The following is a 17,401-nucleotide window of genomic DNA, read 5'->3' on the forward strand; positions in this document are numbered from 1 at the left end:
GCGATCCCCCCGCTTGCCGTGGGCCACACCTATTCGTGACCCTCGGTGATCATTCTGTCGAGATTCGTGGCCCTGGGTAATCCCGTCATCCCCCGAACCACCGGTGGGGTTGCCCCCACCCCTGGCCGGCGTACGGCGGTCGGTCAGGTCAGGCGGGTGACGGCGGCACGCAGGCGGGCCAGGTCGCGGCGGCGTCGCTCGTACGTGGCGGCCAGACCGATCAGCGCCAGGCCCCCCAGCGCGAGGAAGACCCAGCGGGGCAGCAGGTCCCAGCTCCGGGCCAGCTCGTGCAGCGCCAGCGGCACCAGCGTGGCCGCGCCCAGCAGGACCGGCGCCTGCCAGCGCCGGACCGCGCCGCCGAGCACCGCGCCGAGCGCCACCGCGCCCAGCGCCAGCCGGCGCAACGGCTGCGGGTCCGGCGCCGCCAGCACCGAGACCAGGCTGGGCAGCAGCGCCGCGCCGAGCCCCGGGCCGAGCGCCAGCCAGCTCGTCAGCCCGGGCCGGCGCCGCAGCGCGAACAGGCCCGCGCCGAGGGCCAGCGCCGCCGCCGGCACCGTGTACGCCTCCAGCACCGCCACCCCGCCGGCCGCCAGCAGCAGCCACCCGCCGAGCAGCTCGCTGCCACCCGCGACCGCGGCGAGACCGGCGCGCCGGGCCGGCGTCTCACCACGACGCAGCACCCGGACCCCCACCACGACGCCCCAGAGCGCGCAGACCGCCGCCGCGTACCGCAGCGCGCCGCCGGTGAGCAGCAGCGCGAGCAGCGCCACCACCTGCGCCACCCCCTCCAGCACCGCTCCCGCCGTCGCCGCTCCCGCCCCCGTCCACTTCGTCGATCTTGGAGTTGTGGCGCCCACGATGTCGGTATCGCGCCTTTTGCGAACGACCACAAGTCCAAGATCGACGAACCGGGGGGTGGTCCGCAGCGCCGGTGCGGCGTGCAGGGTCACCGCCGCGACGGCCAGCACCGCGAAACCGGCGGTACGCAACGGCAGGCCGCCGGCCAGCGGCGCGGTGACCGCGAAGCCGGTGGCCGCGGCCACCGCGCCCAGCCAGCCGGCGAGCCGGACCGCGCCCGACCGCCCCGCCAGGCCCACCACCACGCCGGCCACCACCAGCGCCCCCAGCCCGGCCAATGTCCCCGCCCGGGTGGCGACCAGCCCGCCGAACCCGAACCCGCCGAGCACCGCCCCCGACAGCACCAGCACCGGCAACCACCAGCCCGGGGCCGACACCGGACGCGCCCCCGCCGTGGCGACGCCGCCGGCACCCACCGTCGACACCGGATGCTCGCCCACCGGGGCGGCCGGCCGTCCGACGCCACCGGCACCAACCACCGACACCGGACGGTCGCCCCCCGAGGCGGCCGGCCCCGGACCCACCGCCGACGTCGAAGCGTCACCCACCGAGGCGGCCGGGACCGGACCCACCGCCGACGTCGAAGCGTCACCCACCGAGGCGGCCGGGACCGGACCCACCGCCGACGTCGAAGCGTCGCCCACCGGGGCGGCCGGGACCGGACCCGCCGTGGCGGCGGTCAGCAGGGCTGCCAGGCCGGTGCCGAACGCCACCGCCGGCACCACCGGCCAGGGCGCGCCGGCCGCCGCGAGCAGCACCGGCAGGGCCACCGCGCCGAACGGCAGCGCCGCCCGCGCGCGCCGGCCGACCGGTGTGCCGATCCGGGCGTACGCCGCCGCGGCGACGCCCAGCAGCAGCAGCGTCAACCCGGCCCGGGCCGCCTCCGCCGGAGCCGCCGTGCCGGCCGGCGCCCCGGACCAGGGCCGGACCGGCAGCTCCCCCAGCACCGCCAGCGCGCCCGGCGCGGCGGCCAGCCCCGCCAGCCCGGCCAGCGCCACGCCGACCACCCGCGGGGCGTACGCCGACCGGGTCGTCCCGCCACCGGCGGCCAGCGCCAGCAGCACTCCCGCCGCGGCGTAGAGCGCCACCGGTTCCCGGCCCGGCACGACAAGCGGCCCCACGCCGAGCGCGGCGAGCGCCACCGCGAGCGCCGTCGAGGCGTACCCGGTCAGGTCGGGCCACCGGCGGCGGACCGCCAGCACGGCGACCACCGGCACCACGACGGCGGCCGCCCCGCCCCGCAGCTGCCACCAGGGCGGCGCGCCCAGGCCGAACAGCGCGACGGCCACCGCCGCCGGTACGGCGAGCAGCGCCACGGCCAGCGCGACCCCGGCGACGACCGGCTGGGCGCCCGCACCGCGCCGGCCGAGCGCCGCCGCCGTCACGCCGAGCACCGCCGTCACCGCGAGCACCGCGACGGCGCCGGCCGGCGCGGCGCAGCCGACCAGCAACGCGTGCCCGACCAGCACCGCGCCGGCCGACGCGGCGACTCCGACGACGACCCGGCCCCGGCGCGGCCGGGCCACGGCGCCCAGCAGCAGCGCGGCGGCGACCGCGAGGTCGGCGACCAGCACCACTGGCCACGGCATGCCCACCACGGCCGGCGCGGCGAGGACGGTCAACCCGGCGGTCACCACCCCGACCAGCGGCCGGGCGGCCCGGGGCGTCAGCAGCGCCACCGCGCCGGCGACGAGCAGCAACGCGGGCGGCAACTGCCATCCCCAGGACGGCACGGAACCGCCGGGCCGGGCCCGGACCGCGGCGACCGCGACCGCCGCGGCCGTCACCCCGGTCAGCACGACGGTGACCTGTCCCAGCCCGGCGGCCACCGCGAGCGCACCGATCCGCGGCCCGGTCCGCAACCGTGCCGGAAGCGCCCGGACCGCGCCGGCCAGCACCGCCACCGTGAGCCCGGCCGCGAGCAGCAGCAGCCCGGGACGCTCGGCGGCGACCGGACGCACCAGCGCGGCGGCCAGCACCGGCACCAGCAGCCCGGCGGCCACCGCGCGCCACGTCCGGCCACCGGCCGCGTACGCGCCCGCGACCAGGGCGAGCGCCACCACCAGCAGCGGACCGCCGGCCAGCAGCGGGGTGCCGGCCAGCAGCGGGGTGCCGGCCGCGCGGCCGACCGCCAGCGGCACCAGCGCGAAGCCGGCGGCCAGGGCCAGCGCCGCGCCGTGCCCGAGCCAGCCCAGCACCTGCCCGGCCCGGACCGCGCCGCCGGCCGGGCCCGTGCCGGCGCCACCCCCCAGGCGCGCGCCGCCGGCACGGGCGGTCCGGCGGCGCAGGGCGACCACCACCGCCAGGTCACCGAGCGCCAGCACGGTCAGGGCCAGCGCCCAACCGGCCGCCGCCGGCCGGGCCGCCGCCACCGCCAGCGGCAGCACCGGCTGGGCCGCCAGCCACGCCGCGAACCACGGCGCGGTCAGCCGGCTGAGTCGCCCGTAGCCGGCCGCCACGGCAGCGCTGCCGGCCGCGACCAGGGCGGCGTACCGGCTGCCCGGCCAGCCGGCCACCCCGAACAGGTCCACCGACCAGGCGGCGTACCCGTCCAGGAGCACCAGCAGCAGCCCCACCGCGGCGATCGTCTCGGCGGTGCCGCGCAGCCCGCGCGCCCGGGCCAGCAGCGGCGCGGCGAGCGCCAGCACGGTGACGGCGAGCAGGATCAGCGCCCGGCCGGCCACCCCGAACGCGGCCCAGGCGACCGCGGTGAAGACGATCGCGGCGGTGCCGAGCAGCAGCCCGCCGAGCACGAAGAGCAGGCCCTGCACCGCCCGGCCGGACGTCTCCGCGCCACCGGCGCGGGCCGGTCCGGCGACGGGCGGCGCCGGCCGCACCGGCTGCATCGGCCGCGACGGCTGCGACGGCTGCATCGGCTGCATCGGCTGCGACGGCTGCGGCGGCACCCCGGCGGTGACCGGCCGGGGCGCGGGGATCTCCAGGCGGATCCGCGCCGCCAGCGCCGCCCGTCGCTGCCGGGCCGTGGACAGCCGGCCGGCCAGCTCCTGGTACGCGACCCGGGCCGCGTCCACCCGCGGGGTCAGCGCGGCGATCTCCCGGTCCAGCCGGACCACCTCGGCGGCGGGCGGGTAGGGCGGGCGACCGCAGGCGCGGCAGCCGGCGACGAGGTCGGCCGGGGCGCCGCACCCGGGGCAGGGGTAGCCGGTGTTCTCCACCCGGTCAGCCTCGCCGGTGGCGGGGCGGGCGGACAGAGTAGGGGTACCTAGGGCCGGGTGTGTTCGCGTACCCAGGCGGTGTAGTCCGGGTTGCCGCTGTCCTCCCGGGCGACCAGGATCTCCGGCACCTCGTACGGGTGGCTGGCCCGGATCTGGTCGACGAGCGCGTCCACCCGGTCCGGCGTGGTCTTGAAACGCACCGACCACTCGGCGGTGGTCTGGATCGCCGACTGCCACCAGTAGGTGCTGTCCACCGGGCCGCCGACCTGGGCACACGCCGCCAGACGGCCGGCGACGGCCGCAGCCGCCAACACGTCCGCCACCCGGCGGGCGTCCACCACCGTCGTCACCACGCAGATCTGGTCCACCAGCGCACCCTACGCGGCGTCCGGGCCGGACCGCCGCAACCGGGCACGAAAGCCACTCAGGCGTCGACCGTGCCGTCCCGGGTGGCGGCGATCCACTTGTCGATCCGGGCCCACCAGTCGAACAGCCAGTCGATGCGCTCCTGCTTGCCGGCGGGGATCTCCTCCGGCGGCACGGACCAGAACCGCATCACGATCCGCTTGTCCATCGGCAGCTCACGCCACACGTCCGCGACCGTGAGCAACTGGTCCAGGCCGGTGTGCGCCACGAAGATCACCCCGGCGTCCGGCGCGGCGTCCAGCGCGGCCAGCAGTCCACCGGGCTGCGGGGCGAGCACGTGCTGCATCCGCTCGGCCCGCAGCGCCATCCGCTCCAACCCGAGCGACCGCAGCCGGGCGATCGCCCGCAGCCGGCGCGACGGGGTGAAGTTGCCGCCCTCCGGGAAGATCACGAAGGCGTCGTCGTCGTCGAGGCCGGTGGCCAGGTGGCTGATCTGCCGTACCGCCGAGTCCCGGCCGTCCGCGCCGGGCGCGATGAACCGGTTGGGCAGCCGGTTGAGCAGCACGTCGATCGCCGGGTCCCACTGGAGGCTCTCCTTGAGCACGATCCGGGGCTCCCGGTGGAACCAGTTCACCAGCGCGTGGATCAGGATGAACGAGTCACCCGGCCCGGCGTGCCGGCAGAGCACCAGCTCGGGGCGGCCGGGCAGCGCGGTGTCCGGGTCGGTGCCGACCACGTCGATGCTCAGCCGCAGCGTCCACCGGGCCTGCCAGAACAGCACCCGCAGGAAGCGGCCGGCGACCACGTAGTGGGCCCGCTGGAACGCCGGCGACCGCTTGTACCGGCCGAACCCGGAGGCCAGCCAGAGCACGAAGAGGGTGAGCAGCGCGGCGGCGTCCCAGACCAGGTAGACGGTGCCGATCCAGAGCAGCCGCAGCGGGCGCAACCGCCCCGGCACCAGCGGCGACGCGGCCAACGCCAGCAGCGCCCAACCGGGCAGCGTGGTGACCACGACGACGGCGAGCAGCACGACGCCGGGCCCGAGCAGCAGCCGGCGCAGCCAGCGGGGTGGCAGCGGCATCAACGCTCCAGCGCGGTGTCCAGGTAACGGCGGGAGGCGGTGTACGCCCGACTGATCCGCCGCCCCACGGCCGCCATGTCCCGGTACGCCCACGGGCTGTCGTCGCGCGGCTCCAACCCGCCGGTCGGCAGCACGTGCACCTCGACGCCGTCGGGCAGCGCCGCCATCTCCCGGGCGAACCGGTGCCGGCGGGCGACCTCGAACGCGACCTGGGCGACCTCCCACGGCCGACGCGGCGGGCTCAGCTCGCGCTCGATCCGGCCCACCTGGAGCACGAAGATCTGCGTCGCGCCGGCCGCCACCGCCTCGCCGACCGGGATCGAGTTGACCACCCCGCCGTCGATGTAGTGCTGGCCGGCGATCTGGGCGGGTGGCAGCAGCCCGGGCACCGAGGCGGACGCGAGCACCGCCGGCACCACCGGCCCGTCGGAGAACCAGTGCTCGGCGGCGCGCTCGATGTTCGCCGCGCAGCACCGGAACGGCACGGCCAGGTCGGCGAAGGTGGTCGCCTCACCCAGTTCGCTCTCCAGCAGGCGGCGCAGTGGGCGGGGCGAGTGCAGGTGGGTCCGCGCGGCGAAGCGGCGGAGCTGCCGGGCGACCGAGTCGCCGTACACCTCGCTCGCCTCCGGGGAGGCCCAGAGCCGGACCAGCCGGTCGGTGACCGCCTCGGTCGGGTCGGCGGCGACCAGGGCGCCGTTGACCGCGCCGATCGAGGTGCCGAGCACCAGGTCGGGCCGGATCCGGGCGCGGAACAGGGCGCGCAGCATGCCGACCTCGACCGCCCCCAGCACTCCCCCGCCACCGAGCACGAACGCCACCGGACCGCCTGCCATGCCGTTCATCCTGGCACGGGGCGCGCGGTCCGGCCCGGCGTGCCCGACCTGGCACGGTGCGCCACGGCCGACGCGCGGATCGTGACGGGCTTCCGGACGCCCGTTGACAGGCCGGACACATTCCCGCAACCTGGTAGCGCTCCCGAGCCCAGGCAGGTGCGAGGTGAAGGCGACACTCCAAGCCGGCCGTCTGCTGGCCCGGCGGTACCGGCTCATCGACCGGATCGGCGCCGGCGGCATGTCGGTGATCTGGCGGGCCCGCGACGAGGTGCTCGACCGGGTGGTGGCGGTGAAGGTGCTCGCCCCCTCGCTCGCCGCCGACGCCCGATTCCGCGACATGGTGCGCGAGGAGGCCCGCTCGGCCGCGCAGCTCGACCACCCGCACGTCACCGCCGTGCACGACTACGGCGAGACGGTGGCGCCGGACGGCTCGATCACCTCGTTCGTGGTGATGGAGCTGCTCAGCGGCGAGGAGTTGGAGCACCGGCTGACCGAGGGGCCGCTGCCCTGGGCGGCGGCGGTGGAGACGGGCGCGCAGGTGGCCGAGGCGCTGGCCGCGGCGCACCGGCTCGGCATCGTGCACCGCGACGTCACCCCCGCCAACGTGATGATGACCGGCGTCGGGGCGAAGGTGCTCGATTTCGGCATCGCCACCCGGGTCGGGGCGCCGGACGAGGACGAGGACGGCGGCACGTTCGGCACCCCGGCGTACGTGGCGCCGGAACGGCTGGACGGGGCGCCGGCCCAGCCCGCCACCGACGTCTACTCGCTGGGCGTGCTGCTCTTCGAGACGCTGACCGGCCAGCCGCCGTACCCGGCGGACACCTGGGAGCAGCTCAGCGCCGCGCTGGCGGAGCACGCGCCGCCCACGCTGGACGGCGTACCCGGGCTGCCCCGACCGGTCGCGGAGATCTGCCTGCGCTGCCTCGCCCGTGATCCGCGGGACCGGCCCACCGCACACCGGGTGGCGGCCGTGCTCCGCGACCAGTTGCTCCCCGCCGATCCGCAGGCCGCCACCATGCTGGCGCCGACCATGACACTGCCCGCGCTGAGCCGGGCGGCGGCCCCGCCGACCCAGCCGGTCCCGCCGACCCAGCCGACCCCGGCGGCCCAGCCGACCCCGCCGACCCCGGCGGCCCAGCCCGGCCCGGCGGGCGGACCCGGTCCGGCGGACGAACCGGCGCCGGTCGGTGGGCCGGGCCGACGCCGCGTCCTCGCGCTGGCGGGTGCCGGGGTGGTGCTGGTCGCCGTCGCCGCGTTGCTGGTGCCGGCGCTGACGCCGGATCGGTCGGTCGAACCCCGGGTGCTGCCGACCGCCGGGCCGGTGGAGACACCCACCGGCGTGCCGACCGGTGACGGGGACCCGACCACCACACCGCCGCCCGAGCCGACCCGCGCGCCGGCCGCCACCGTCCCGGCCGCGCCGACCGACGAGCCGGCCGACGCGGCCGAGCGGGTGGACGGGCTGATCGAGGCCGGGCTGACCGACGGTCAGATCCGCAGCGACGTCGGCGTGGACCTGCGCAACCTGCTGCGCAACGCGGTGGCCGCGAACGGCGAGGACGAGGTGACCGCCGCGGTGGAGCGACTCCGCGGCAAGATCGCCGAGCGCCGACGGGAGGGCAGCATCACCCCCGGGTACGCGCGGCAGCTCGACGCCGCGGCGGCGGCGCTGGTGGTCGGGCGCACCTGACCGGTCAACCGGCGACGAGCCGCGCGACCGCCCGAGGGCCGTCGGTCGTCGCCCGCCCGGCCAGGAAGCCCCGGTACACCGCCTCGTAGCCGGCGGCCATCCGCTCCACCGAGAAGCTCTCGGCGACGTGCGCGACGCAGTCGGCCGGGTCCAGGTCGGCGACCGCGCGCAGCGCCGCCGGCAACTCGTCGGCGTGGTCACACACCAGCCCGGTGACCCCGGACCGGACCAGTTCCGGCACCGCGCCCCGGCGCAGCGCCACCACCGGCGTACCGGTCGCCATGGCCTCCACCATCACCATGCCGAACGGCTCCGCCCACTGGATCGGCATGATCAGGCAACGCGCGTCGAGCAGCAGCCGCAGCACCGCCTCGCGCTCGGCGTTCACCACAAGCGTCACGTCCTCGCCCAGCAACGGTTCCACCACCTGCTCCAGGTAGCGGCGCTCGGTCGGTTCGTTGCACTTGCCGGCCAGGGTGAGCGGCAGCCCGGCCGCCCGGCAGGCCCGGATCGCCACGTCGGGGCCCTTGTCCGGGCTGAACCGGGCGAGCCAGAGCACCGGCCCGGCCCCCGGCGCGCGCTTGTGCGGGAAGTCCCGCAGCGGCATCGCGTTGTGCACCGTGCCGACCCACGGCAGGCCCGGGTTCGCCCGGCGCTGGGCGTGCGAGATCGCGATCAGGCCGACCCCCCGGTCGGTGTTGCTGAGCACGGTGCCGTACTCGCCGACCGGGTTGCCGTGCACGGTCGCCACGGTCGGCACCCGGCGGCGGCCGGCCACCATCGGACCGATGGTGCTGTGGTCGTGCACCAGGTCGAAGTCGGCCGGGTCGACCAGGTGGTCGACGTGCGCCAGGTGGGCCAGCTCGGGCAGCGACTCACCCAACCGGTCGAACTGGAGTTCGGCGCAGGTGGAGACGAACTCGGCGGCGGTGCCGTGCTCGGTGCCGGCGCCGAACAGCGTCACCGCGTGCCCGCGGTCGATGAGCGCGTCGACCAGCCCGGCCACCAGCGTCTCCAACCCGCCGTAGCCGGGTGGCGGCACCGACAGCCACGGCGGGACCACCATCGCGATCCGGAGCGGCCCGGCCCGCGCCCGGTCAGGCGGTGGCTGGTCGACGGCCACGAGTCCCTCCCCCGCTGGTCCCCGGCGTACCCGATCGGCGGCGGGTTCCCGACGCGGCACGCGGTAAACGGCGCCCGCGCCCGGACCGGTCACCGGGCCGGTGACCGGCTCACCCGGACCGGGTGAGAGACGAAGAGGGGCGGTGGGCGACGAAGCCAACCCCCTTGGCTCCGTCGCCCACCGCCCCGGGAGGGAGGTAGGTCTTGAGGACTATGACGTTTCGGCGAGCGTCACGGTTGCCGTCTCGTCGGATCCGTTTCGCTTGAACTGAAGTTCGACCCGGTCGCCGACCTTGCCGGCCTGCACGGCGCCGACCAGGTCGTTGGAATCGTTGATCACCTTGTCGCCGAACTTGGTGATCACGTCACCCCGCTGGATCCCGGCCTTCTCGGCGGCGCTGCCCGGGGTGACCGCGGCGACCATCGCGCCGCCGTCCTCCGCGGCGTTCACGCTGACCCCGAGCGACGGGTGGCTGATCTTCTCGCCGCGCTGGAGCTTCTCGGCCACGTCCTTGGCCTTGTTGCTCGGGATGGCGAAGCCGACACCGATGTTGCCGTTGCTGCCCTGCCCGGCGGTGGCGATCGCGGTGTTGATGCCGATCACCTCGCCCCGGGTGTTGACAAGCGCGCCGCCGGAGTTGCCCGGGTTGATCGGGGCGTCGGTCTGCAACAGGCCGGAGATCGAGCTGGCCCCCTGCTGCGGGGCCTGCTGCTGGCCGCCCTCACCGGCGGAGATGGTGCGGTCGCGGGCGCTGAGGATCCCGGCGGTCACCGAGCCCTGGAGGCCGAGCGGGCTGCCCAGCGCGAGCACCTGGTCACCGACCTGCATGCCGTCGCTGTCGCCGAACTTCGCCGCCTTCAGGTCGCTCACGCCGCTGGCCTTGACCACCGCGAGGTCGGTCTTCGGATCCGTGCCGACGATCTTCGCCGAGGCGTTCTTGCCGTTGGCGAAGACCACCTTCACCGTGTCGCCGCTGGCGGAGGCGACCACGTGGTTGTTGGTCAGCACGAACCCGTCGGCGCTGAGGATCACCCCGGAGCCCTCACCGCTGTCCGTCATGATCGTGACGATGCTGTCCTGCACGGCAGCCGCGATCTTGGGCAGGTCGGCGCTGTTGATCACCGGAGCGGCGGAGTAGGTGCGGGTGACGCCGCCGCCGTCGTCGAACGCGAGGGCCAACGCGCCGCCGGCCACGCCCGAGCCAAGCATCAGGGCCAGCGCCAACGCGCCGGCGCCGACGAACTTGCCGGCCCGGCTGGGCCGCGCCGGCTGCTGCTGGCCCCACGGCGGGACCGGCTGCCCGGCCTGGTGCGGCTGGTGCGGGGGGTACGGCTGCGCCTGGTACGTCGGAACGGGCCCCCCGGCGTGCGACGACGGGTAGCCGGAGCCGCTTTGCTGCGCCCACCCGCTCTGCTGCGGCGACCCGTACCAGTTCTGCGGTTGCCCCGAGGCGGGGTACGGCGGCGCGGAGGGCTGGGCGTACGGGCTGCCGGACGGTTGGGCGTACGCGCCACCCGGCGCGTACGGGCCGGTCGGCGTGTCGGACGACGGCGCGTACGGGTTGGTCGGCGTGTCGGACGACGGCGCGTACGGGTTGGTCGGCGTGTCGGACGACGGCGCGTACGGGTTGGTCGGCGCGTCGGCGTGGGCGGTGGTTCCGGCGGCCGGGGAGTCGGCCGGAACCGACGCGGCGGCCGGAGTGGAGTCCGATGTCCCGCTCTCGACGCGGGGCAGCTCGGCGGTGTGGTGCGACGGCTGGGCGTCGGCAGGTGCCGGCGACCGCTGCGGCTCGGTCTCGTGGTCGGTCATGACTACAGCTTTCCCCGTGGCACTGTCACCAGCCTGGAATCCGCCTGAATGTTTTCTGTAAGTCACTCGCCCGACTCCGGCGTCTCCGGCAGCAGCGGCAGTTTCACCCGGAACGTGGCCCCGCCGCCCGGCGTGGCGACCGCCTCGACGGTGCCGTGGTGCGCCGCCACCAGCGCGGCGACGATGGCCAGGCCGAGGCCGGTGCTGGTCGGCCCGGCGGCCCGCCGGGTCCGGGCGGCGTCCACCCGGTAGAACCGCTCGAAGACCCGCTCGGCCTGCTCCGGGGTCAGACCGGGGCCGGTGTCCGCCACCTCCACCACCGCGACGTTTCCCGCCTCGGCCCGCAGCCGCAGCGTGACCGCGGCGTCCGGCGGGGTGTGGGTGAGCGCGTTGGTCATCAGGTTGCCGATCACCTGCCGCAGCCGGGCGTCGTCGCCGAGCACCACCAGCGGGCCCGCGCCCGGTTCCAGCTCCAGCTCGATCCGCCGTTCCGGGTCGACCACCCGGGCCGCCTCCACCGCGTCCGAGGCCAGCACCGGCAGCTCCACCGGGGCCAACGCGATCGGCCGTTCCCGGTCCATCCGCGCCAGCAGCAGCAGGTCCTCGACCAGCAGTCCCATCCGGGATGCCTCGTCCTCGATGCGGCGCAGCAGGTCGGCGGTCTGCTCCGGGGCCCGGGCCGCGCCCTGCCGGTACAGCTCGGCGAAGCCCCGGATGGTGGTCAGCGGTGTCCGCAGTTCGTGCGACGCGTCCGCGATGAACTGCCGCATCCGTTCCTCGGACCGGCGGGCCCGCGCCTCGGACGCCTGCGCCAGGGCGGCGGCATCCCGGGCACCCGTCTCGGCGCTGCGCGCCGCCGCCTCGGAGGCGGCCCGCGCGGTGAACGCGGCCTCGATCTGGGCCAGCATCGTGTTCAACGCCCGGGAGAGCCGACCCAGCTCGGAGGTGGGGCAGGCCCGCCCCTCCTCCGGGTCGGGCACCCGCCGGGTCAGGTCGCCGCCGGCGATGGCCCCCGCGGTCCGCTCGATCTCCACAAGCGGCTTGAGACTGGTACGCACGATGCCCGCGCCCACCGACGCCAGAATGATCAGCACCGCGCCACCCACCAGCAGGTCTATCCAGATGAGCTGCCGGACCGCGGCGTCGACGCCGGTGAGGTGCTGCCCGAACGCGATGATCCGGCCGTCGGGTAGAGCGGTGTACAGCATCCGCCAGCGGCTCCGGCCGTCCTCGGAGCGCACCGTGAACGGGTCGCCCACCCGCTCCTTGTAGCCGGCGTAGTCGGCGGGGAACCGGGGCAGCTCCGCGTCGCGTAGACCCTCGTAGCGCGACGGCGCGTCCGGCGGCTCGTCGGGCGCTGCCGTGGTCGCCACGTAGTCCGACGGGATGTTGACCTTGATCGGGTTCCCGTTCGCCTCTTCCAGGGTGCGGGCCACGTTGAAGGCACCACCACGGAGCTGGTCGTCGGCCTGCCCGATCAGGTAGTTGCGCAGCAGGAACGCCGTCAGGCTGCTGATCACCACGAGCGCCAGAGCGACCAGCGCGAGGACGGAGGTGACCAGCTTGAGCCGGAGCGGGATTCCGCGCAGCCAGCTCTTCGCGTCGTGGAGGGCGCTCACGCCGCCGGCTTGCGCAGCACGTAGCCGACCCCACGCAGCGTGTGGATCAGCCGGGGCTGGGTGTTGTCGACCTTGCGGCGCAGGTAGGAGATGTACGACTCGACGATGTTGTCGTCGCCGCGGAAGTCGTAGTTCCAGACGTGGTCGAGGATCTGCGCCTTGCTGAGCACCCGGTTGGCGTTGAGCATCAGGTAGCGCAGCAGCTTGAACTCGGTCGGCGAGAGCTGCACCCGCTGGCCGGCCCGGTGCACCTCGTGGGTCTCCTCGTCCAGTTCCAGGTCGGCGAACGTGAGCCGGGACGGCGCCTGCTCGCCGGTCGCGGTGCGCCGCAGCACGGCCCGGATGCGGGCGGTCAGCTCCTCCAGGCTGAACGGCTTGGTGACGTAGTCGTCACCGCCCAGCGTCAGCCCGCGGATCTTGTCGTCGGTGGCGTCCCGCGCGGTCAGGAACACCACCGGGGTACGCGTCCCGCCCTCGCGGAGCATCCGGATGACCTCGAAGCCGTCGAGGTCGGGCAGCATCACGTCGAGCACGACCAGGTCGGGCCGGTGGTCCTTGGCGGCGTGCAGCGCCGCGCTGCCGCTGGTCGCGGTCGCCACGTCGAAGCCCGCGAAGCGCAGGCTCGCGGAGAGCAGTTCGAGGATGTTGGGATCGTCCTCGACGACGAGCAGTCGAGCCTCGGTCTGGGTAGCCGCCATGGCCCCCATCATCCGTGCTCCGGCTGCGGTCGCGCTGGGTGGTGGCTGGAAACAACCTGTGAGCTCAGCGGAGCAGTCGCCGCAGCCCGTCGAGCGCGCCGTCGAGCAGCCGGATCGCGGTCCGGAGCTGGTTGTCGCTGAGCCGCCCGGCCCGCACCAGCGCGCCGACCTCGACGGTGAACGCGGCCAGCCGCTCGTCGAACTCGACGAGCAGCGGCGCCTCCGCCGGTCGGGCCGCGCCGTCGTGGTCACCGGGCCGGGTGGCCGGTGGCGGCGTCCAGCGGCCCTGCCGGGTCTGCCGGGTCACCTCGCGCAGCTCCCGCTTCAGGTCGCGCACCGAGCCGCGTACCTCGGTGCGGATCTCACCGGCCAGCGCGGAGAGGTCCTCGACGGAGGCGCTGATGTCGGCCTCCAGCGTGGCCAGTTCGTCGGCGCGTTGGCGCAGCTCGGCGCGGCCCGCCTCGGTGATCTCGTAGACCTTGCGCCCGCCCACCGCGGTGTGCGTGACCAACTCCTCCACCTCCAGCCGTTGCAGGCGGGGGTAGATGGTGCCGGCGCTGGGCGCGTACAGGCCGAGGAACCGCTCCTCCAGCAGGCGGATCAGCTCGTAGCCGTGCTTCGGCCCGTCGTCGAGGAGCTTGAGCAGGTAGAGCCGGAGCCGCCCGTGGGTGAACACGGCGGTCACGGCAGGTCCTCCACGTCGTCGGCGTCCGCCACCGGGCGGGCCAGCAGCGCGATGCTGCCGGACGTCGCGGACGCCCAGAGCTTACCCGCGCCCCCGCCCAGCACGCCGTGGCTGTCCTTGACCGCGCCGAACCCGTGCTGGCCGCCGCAGATCTGCGGAAAGCCGCTGGTGATCCGGCCGGAGGTGGTGTGCAGGTGCACGCTGAGGTCGCTGTCCTCGCGGACCCGGACGGTGATGCTGCCGGAGATGGCGCTGAGCCGGATCTCGCTGCCCCGCGGGTTGTCCAGGTCGCAGGTGATCGAGCCGGAGACCGCGTGGGCCCGCACCCGTTCGGGCGCACTGTCGGCCAGGATCAGCTCCCCGGAGACCGTCTCCAGGTCGAGTTCGCCGCCGATGCCGAGCGCCTCCACCGGGCCGGAGACCACCTTGGCGGTGGTGCGTCCGCGCAGCCCCATCAGGGTGACCTGGCCCGAGGTGACGTCGACCCGGGTCTCCCGGCGCAGCCCGGAGGCGACCAGCGCGCCGTCGATCAGGTGCAGGTCGGCGAGCGCCTGGGCCGGCACGGCGACCGACACCTCGGCGCGGAACCGGCGGCGGAGCTGACCGAGCCACCAGAGCACGCCCGGCCAGCGGGGCATCCGCTCGTGCCGGACGGTCAGCCGACCGTCGCGCAGCTCGACCACGATCGGCCGGCGGCTGATCCGGGTGACGTCGACCCGGGCCGGACCCTCGGTGGCGACCACGTTGAGCCGGCCGCTGACCAGCCGCACGTCCAGCCGGGTGACCGGCTCGTCGAGCGTGAGCCGGCGCGGACCGTCGACCGTCCAACTCGCCATGGCGTCCTCCCCTCGCCGACGTGCCGGACGACACGTCGAGTGACGGGAGAAGCATAACGCGATACATCGCGACTGAACAAGACTGTGTCGCGTCCCCGACCCCACCGGTCGGTGACGGGCTGTTCAGGCGGCCAGACCGACCAGGGACGGGACCGGGGACACCAACGGGACCGGGGAGCGTCGGGGCGGGGCCGGGTGGATCGCGGCCTCGGCGGCGCGGGCCAGCAGCCGCCGGTCCGCCCCGTCGGCCGGGTGCAGCGCGGCGGCCACGGTCACCGACACGGTCAGGTCCCGGGCCGCCAGCACCCGCCGCAGCGACGCCCAGAGCGTCTCCGCGCCGAGGAAGGCGGGCAGCGTGCTCGCGTCACCGGCGTGCCGGTAGCCGATGCCCAGTGGCACCACCGGCGCCCCGGCCACCACCGCGGCCTCGAACATCGCCGGCCGGAAACCGCGCGTCGGGCGGCAGCCGGACGGCGCGCCGCACCAGGTGGTGCCCTCCGGGAACACCACCACCGGATGCCCGGCGCGCAGCGCGTCGGTCACCCGGGCGACGGTGACCGGCAACGCGCGCGGCCGGGACCGGTCCACGAAGAGCGTGCCGGCCGCCGCGGCCAGCGCGCCCAGCACCGGCCAGTGTCGCACCTCCCGCTTGGCCAGCATCCGGGCCGGCGACACCGCGAGCACGGCGAGGATGTCCAGCCAGGAGACGTGGTTGGCGACCAGCAGGGCGCGGCGGCGCGGCGGCCGGCCCCGGACCACCAGCCGCACCCCGAGGGCGCGCAGCGTCGTACGGGCCCAGGCGCGCAGCGCGGCCCGCCGGTCGGCCGCCGGCAGCAGCGGCAGCAGCGCGGCGAGGCCGGCCCCGACCACGAGCATGCCGAGTACGCCGAACAGCCGGCCGACCCGCCGCGGCGCGGAGACGTCCGGGGCGGTGGCGTGGGGCAGGCACCGCGGTCCGCAGCCGGACGTGGGGCGCCACAGGTCCTCGCCGAGCGGTGTCACGACGCCACCTCGCCGAGGAAGTGCCGCAGGTGACGAGGGTTCATCCGGTCCAGCGAGAAGAGCACGTAGAAGTCGGCGCAGCCGAAGTCCGGGTCGTACGCCGGCTCGCCGCCGATCCAGGCGCCGAGCCGCAGGTAGCCGCGGAGCAGCGGCGGGACCAGCGCCCGGCGCTCGGCCGGGGTGAGCGCCCCCGGTGCGGGTGCGGCCGGCGCCTCGGCGAACCAGGGCCGGCGCGGGGTCACCCGCAGCGGCGGCGGGGCGAGGTGCCGCTCGGTGACCTGCGCCCACACCTCGGCGGCGGCGGTCCCACCGTCGGCGACCGGCACCGAGGCGCAGCCGCCCAGCCAGCGGGAGCCGCGCAGGTGCAGGTAGCGGCAGATACCGGCCCACATCAGGTTGATCACGGCGCCGGTGCGGTGGTCGGGATGCACGCAGGAGCGGCCCGCCTCGACCAGGTCGTCGCGCAGCGGGGCCAGTGGGGTCAGGTCGAACTCGCCGTCGGCGTACCGGCGGTCGGTGCGGCCGGGCGGCAGCAGGCGGTAGGTGCCGACCACCTCGCCGGTGTCCTCGCGCAGCACCACCAGGTGGTCGCAGTGGGCGTCGAACCCGTCGGTGTCGAGCCCGGCCGCGTCGGGCGGCAGGGTGGCGCCGAGTTCGCCGGCGAACACCTCGTGGCGCAGCCGTTGCGCGGCGGCGACCACTGTCGGGTCGTCGGCGATCAGCAGGGTGTAACCGCTGGTCGTGATGGGTGCGCCAGCGGCGTGCAGAACAGCCATGGGTCCTGTGTAGGGGCTACGGGTTGCCGGACCCGGGGGGACGGATGTCGATCCGGTGAACGCCGGTCGGCGGCGGCGTGCGGACCCGGGCCGGCGGGTGTGCGAGGCTGCCGGGCGACCACCGGCGACGACGCCGGCGGACCATCATCCGGAGGTGCACGTGCTGGTCGAGGCCCGCTTCCACGGCCCGGACGGTTCCGGCAACGGCGGCTGGAGCGCCGGGATCTTCGCCGCGCTGATCGACGACCGGGGGCCGGTGCAGGTCACCCTGCGCCGGCCGCCGCCGCTGGACACGCCGCTGACCGCCGCCGACGGCGGCATCCACGACCCGGCGGGCCGGCTGGTCGCCGAGGTACGCCGGGTCGAGCCGGTCGACGCGGTGGTGCCGCCGGTGGACCCGGCCACCGCCGAGGCCGCCGCGCGGGCGTACCCCGGTCTGGTGGACCACCCGTTTCCCCGCTGCTTCGTCTGCGGCCCGGACCACCCGGACGGCCTGCGGATCTTTCCCGGCCGGCTGCCGGACGGGCGGACCGCCGCGCCGTTCCGCGCACCGGCCGACGTGGTGCCCGCGACGGTCTGGGCGGCGCTTGACTGCCCGGGCGGCTGGGCGGTGCTCTCCGCCGGCCGCCCGTACGTGCTGGGCCGGATCGCCGCGCAGGTAACCGCGCTGCCCCGGCCCGGCGACGCGTGCGTGGTGACCGGGCTCGCGGTCGGCGGCGAGGGGCGGAAGGCCGAGGTGCACACCAGCCTGTACGGTCCGGACGGCGCGCTGCTCGGTCGGGCGCGCGCCACCTGGATCGCGCTCCCGGCCGGCTGATCTCCTCCCTGAGGAGGACGGCGCGTACA

The 17,401-nt window shown here is 76.0% G+C and carries 14 protein-coding genes; 2 read left to right on the top strand and 12 right to left on the bottom strand.

What is annotated here, in order from left to right:
• Positions 1 to 143: 143 nt before the first annotated feature.
• From ACLQ2W_RS10180 to ACLQ2W_RS10195, 4 genes are read right to left on the bottom strand one after another with little or no spacing between them, the layout of a single operon-like run.
• Positions 144 to 4,034, bottom strand: coding sequence for an SCO7613 C-terminal domain-containing membrane protein (locus ACLQ2W_RS10180; RefSeq protein ID WP_425786200.1), 3,891 nt, complete (start codon positions 4,032 to 4,034; stop codon positions 144 to 146).
• Between the two features lie 47 nt (positions 4,035 to 4,081).
• Positions 4,082 to 4,402 (bottom strand): divalent-cation tolerance protein CutA, encoded by a 321-nt coding sequence (cutA, locus tag ACLQ2W_RS10185; protein ID WP_107160928.1) that lies wholly within the window; start codon positions 4,400 to 4,402, stop codon positions 4,082 to 4,084.
• Between the two features lie 56 nt (positions 4,403 to 4,458).
• Positions 4,459 to 5,481, bottom strand: a complete 1,023-nt coding sequence (locus ACLQ2W_RS10190) for a 1-acyl-sn-glycerol-3-phosphate acyltransferase (protein WP_425786201.1) — start codon at positions 5,479 to 5,481, stop codon at positions 4,459 to 4,461.
• Positions 5,481 to 6,314, bottom strand: coding sequence for a patatin-like phospholipase family protein (locus tag ACLQ2W_RS10195; RefSeq protein ID WP_405091040.1), 834 nt, complete (start codon positions 6,312 to 6,314; stop codon positions 5,481 to 5,483). Before ACLQ2W_RS10195 ends, ACLQ2W_RS10190 begins: the two co-directional genes overlap by 1 nt.
• A 163-nt stretch (positions 6,315 to 6,477) precedes the next feature.
• Here ACLQ2W_RS10195 and ACLQ2W_RS10200 point away from each other — a divergent pair, with 163 nt between their 5' ends.
• The gene (locus ACLQ2W_RS10200; RefSeq protein ID WP_425786202.1) at positions 6,478 to 8,007 is read left to right on the top strand and encodes a serine/threonine-protein kinase; all 1,530 of its coding nucleotides are present in this window, start codon (positions 6,478 to 6,480) and stop codon (positions 8,005 to 8,007) included.
• A gap of 4 nt (positions 8,008 to 8,011) precedes the next feature.
• Here ACLQ2W_RS10200 and ACLQ2W_RS10205 read toward each other — a convergent pair whose 3' ends face one another.
• The 8 genes from ACLQ2W_RS10205 to ACLQ2W_RS10240 form a co-directional block, all read right to left on the bottom strand.
• Positions 8,012 to 9,073 carry a glycosyltransferase family 4 protein gene (locus ACLQ2W_RS10205; protein WP_425786478.1) on the bottom strand — a complete coding sequence of 354 codons (1,062 nt, stop codon included), beginning with the start codon at positions 9,071 to 9,073 and terminating at the stop codon, positions 8,012 to 8,014.
• Positions 9,074 to 9,340: 267 nt separating this feature from the next.
• Positions 9,341 to 10,939: a trypsin-like peptidase domain-containing protein gene (locus ACLQ2W_RS10210; RefSeq protein WP_425786203.1), complete on the bottom strand. Its 1,599-nt coding sequence runs from the start codon at positions 10,937 to 10,939 to the stop codon at positions 9,341 to 9,343.
• A 62-nt stretch (positions 10,940 to 11,001) separates the two neighbouring features.
• Positions 11,002 to 12,558, bottom strand: coding sequence for a sensor histidine kinase (locus ACLQ2W_RS10215; RefSeq protein ID WP_425786204.1), 1,557 nt, complete (start codon positions 12,556 to 12,558; stop codon positions 11,002 to 11,004).
• Positions 12,555 to 13,256 (bottom strand): response regulator transcription factor, encoded by a 702-nt coding sequence (locus ACLQ2W_RS10220; RefSeq protein WP_091068807.1) that lies wholly within the window; start codon positions 13,254 to 13,256, stop codon positions 12,555 to 12,557. Before ACLQ2W_RS10220 ends, ACLQ2W_RS10215 begins: the two co-directional genes overlap by 4 nt.
• Before the next feature lie 64 nt (positions 13,257 to 13,320).
• Positions 13,321 to 13,941: a PadR family transcriptional regulator gene (locus ACLQ2W_RS10225; RefSeq protein WP_107160942.1), complete on the bottom strand. Its 621-nt coding sequence runs from the start codon at positions 13,939 to 13,941 to the stop codon at positions 13,321 to 13,323.
• Positions 13,938 to 14,777: a DUF4097 family beta strand repeat-containing protein gene (locus tag ACLQ2W_RS10230; protein ID WP_425786205.1), complete on the bottom strand. Its 840-nt coding sequence runs from the start codon at positions 14,775 to 14,777 to the stop codon at positions 13,938 to 13,940. The genes ACLQ2W_RS10225 and ACLQ2W_RS10230 overlap by 4 nt, the downstream gene beginning before the upstream one ends.
• Before the next feature lie 123 nt (positions 14,778 to 14,900).
• Complete coding sequence (locus tag ACLQ2W_RS10235; RefSeq protein WP_425786206.1) at positions 14,901 to 15,779, bottom strand: lysophospholipid acyltransferase family protein; 879 nt, start codon at positions 15,777 to 15,779, stop codon at positions 14,901 to 14,903.
• The gene (locus tag ACLQ2W_RS10240; protein ID WP_425786207.1) at positions 15,776 to 16,555 is read right to left on the bottom strand and encodes a GNAT family N-acetyltransferase; all 780 of its coding nucleotides are present in this window, start codon (positions 16,553 to 16,555) and stop codon (positions 15,776 to 15,778) included. Before ACLQ2W_RS10240 ends, ACLQ2W_RS10235 begins: the two co-directional genes overlap by 4 nt.
• A gap of 160 nt (positions 16,556 to 16,715) precedes the next feature.
• On the opposite strand from ACLQ2W_RS10240, the gene ACLQ2W_RS10245 reads away from it, so the two are divergent.
• Entirely contained in the window at positions 16,716 to 17,372 is a 657-nt protein-coding gene (locus ACLQ2W_RS10245; protein WP_425786479.1) for a hypothetical protein, read from the top strand.
• Positions 17,373 to 17,401: the final 29 nt, after the last annotated feature.

This window comes from Micromonospora sp. DT227 (genome assembly GCF_049841835.1).
Taxonomy (GTDB): domain Bacteria; phylum Actinomycetota; class Actinomycetes; order Mycobacteriales; family Micromonosporaceae; genus Micromonospora.